Origin of the sequence: Parafrankia sp. Ea1.12, from assembly GCF_900465275.1 — a bacterium.
Taxonomy (GTDB): domain Bacteria; phylum Actinomycetota; class Actinomycetes; order Frankiales; family Frankiaceae; genus Parafrankia; species Parafrankia soli.
In genome coordinates, this window is the sequence record NZ_UBIZ01000651.1 from 1 (window position 1) to 2399 (window position 2399).

Annotated in this window: 2 protein-coding genes; both read left to right on the plus strand. The window is 70.8% G+C overall.

Features of this window, described 5'->3' with window-relative positions:
• Positions 1-479: septum formation family protein (locus FMEAI12_RS34500; RefSeq protein ID WP_200835514.1), on the plus strand; the 479-nt coding region annotated here is incomplete at its 5' end.
• 239 nt (positions 480-718) lie between these two features.
• The gene (gene leuA, locus FMEAI12_RS34505; RefSeq protein ID WP_235015049.1) at positions 719-2389 is read left to right on the plus strand and encodes a 2-isopropylmalate synthase; all 1671 of its coding nucleotides are present in this window, start codon (positions 719-721) and stop codon (positions 2387-2389) included.
• Positions 2390-2399: the final 10 nt, after the last annotated feature.

A 2399-nucleotide genomic window follows, 5' to 3' on the forward strand; every position in this document is an offset into this window, starting at 1 on the left:
GGAGCGGGGGCGGTGTCGGGTTCTCGGCCAGCTCGGTTCCGCTCACCGTCGACCCCGCGGTCGGGGTGCCGGGGGGCTTCGACCTGGCGCCCGGGCTGTTCGCCGCGATCCGCAAGGGTGACTGCATGGCCTGGTCGGCCCGGTCCGTGTCTCCGGTCACGCCGGTCCGCGTCGACTGTGCGGCCCCGCACGTCGACGAGGTCACGAAGATCGTCAATCTCGGCGGCCGCTTCGCCGACTGGCCCGGCGTCGAGGTCCTGCACACCACGGCGCGGGACGTCTGCGCCGGGTCGATGCGCGAGTACGTCGGCGCCCTCGACGTGGGCCCGCACCAGGTCGTCGGGTCGGTGCGGCCGGACGAGGCGAGCTGGGAGCGGGGGGTGCGAGCCGTGGTCTGCACCATCCGCTCGGATGATCTCGCCGCGCGCTCGGGGCGGTTCGTGGTGGCTGGCGTGGTGGCTGGCGCCGTCCGGAGCTGACCGCTGGGCCGGCGGGTGGGCTGGGCGATCCGGTAAACTGCCACCGTGATGCGTGCGCTGCTTCTTCTTAGGTGCCGCGGCGGGGCCTGATCCGATCCGGCTGATCCGAGCCGGACAGATGGCTGGCTTCCCCGCCGCGGAGTTCTCGTGCGTCAGCGCCGGGTCCCGCTCGGCGGGGGATAACCGCCGGCTCTTCCGAGGAAGCAGGAGCAGTGATCACACCGCAGCAACCGTCCGGCATGCCCATTGAGAAGTACCGCCCGTTCCCGGCGGTCGCGCTGCCGGACCGCACCTGGCCCAACGCCACGATCACCGAGGCCCCGCGCTGGTGCAGTGTCGACCTGCGGGACGGCAACCAGGCCCTGATCGACCCGATGACGCCGTCGCGCAAGATGCAGCTGTTCGAACTGCTGGTCGCGATGGGCTACAAGGAGATCGAGGTCGGCTTCCCGGCGGCGAGCCAGACCGACTTCGACTTCGTCCGTCAGCTGATCGAGGATGACCTGATCCCCGACGACGTGACGATCCAGGTGCTGACCCAGGCCCGCGAGGAGCTGATCGAGCGCACCGTCACCTCGCTGGTCGGCTCCCGCCGCGCCCTGATCCACCTGTACAACTCGACGTCCACCCTGCAGCGCCGGGTCGTGTTCGGCCTGGACCGGGCCGGCGTCACCGACATCGCGGTGCAGGGCGCCCGCTGGTGCGCCCAGTACGCGGAGAAGCTGCTGGAGGGGACCGACGTCCGCTGGCAGTACAGCCCCGAGTCGTTCACCGGGACCGAGCTGGAGTACGCGCTCGAGGTCTGCGAGGCGGTGATGGACGTCTGGGCGCCCACCCCGGACAACCCCGTCGTGCTGAACCTGCCCGCCACGGTCGAGATGTCGACGCCGAACGTGTACGCCGACCAGATCGAGTGGATGAGCCGCAACCTGACCCGCCGGGACTCGGTGGTGCTGTCGCTGCACCCGCACAACGACCGGGGCTGCGCGGTCGCCGCGGCGGAGCTGGGCGTCATGGCCGGCGCCGACCGGGTGGAGGGCTGCCTGTTCGGTAACGGCGAGCGTACCGGCAACGTCTGTCTGGTCACGCTGGGGATGAACCTGTTCTCCCAGGGCATCGATCCGATGATCGACCTCTCCGACATCGACGGCGTGCGCCGCACCGTGGAGTACTGCAACCAGCTGCCCGTGCACCCGCGCCATCCCTACGGCGGCGACCTTGTCTACACGGCCTTCTCCGGCTCCCACCAGGACGCCATCAAGAAGGGCTTCGAGGCGATGGAACGGACCGGCCAGACGCTGTGGGAGGTCCCCTACCTGCCGATCGACCCGAAGGACGTCGGCCGCTCGTACGAGGCCGTCATCCGGGTGAACAGCCAGTCGGGCAAGGGCGGCGTGGCGTACCTGATGAAGTCGGAGTACGCGCTGGACCTGCCCCGCCGGCTGCAGATCGAGTTCTCGGGCGTGGTCCAGAAGCACACCGACGACGCCGGCGGCGAGGTCACGGCCGGCCAGCTCTGGGAGATCTTCACCCGGGAGTACCGGCCGGAGGGCGGGGACCCGGCGGCATCGCTGGAACTGCTCGGATCACGGACGACCGCGGCGAGCGGCGCACGGGACGAGGTGACCGTCTCGGTACGTCTGGACGGCACGGAGACGGTCATCACGGGCAGCGGCAACGGCCCGATCGACGCGTTCGTGGCCGCGCTGTCCGAGCGGGGTGTGCCGGTGCGCGTCCTCGACTACAACGAGCACGCGCTGGGTTCGGGCGCGGATGCCCGCGCCGCGGCCTACCTGGAGGTCGCGGTGGGGGAGACGGTGCTGTGGGGGGTCGGGATCGACCCCAACATCGTCACCGCCTCGCTGCGCGCGGTCGTCAGCGCCGTGAACCGGGCGTCCCGGGAGAGCTGAGTATCCGGCC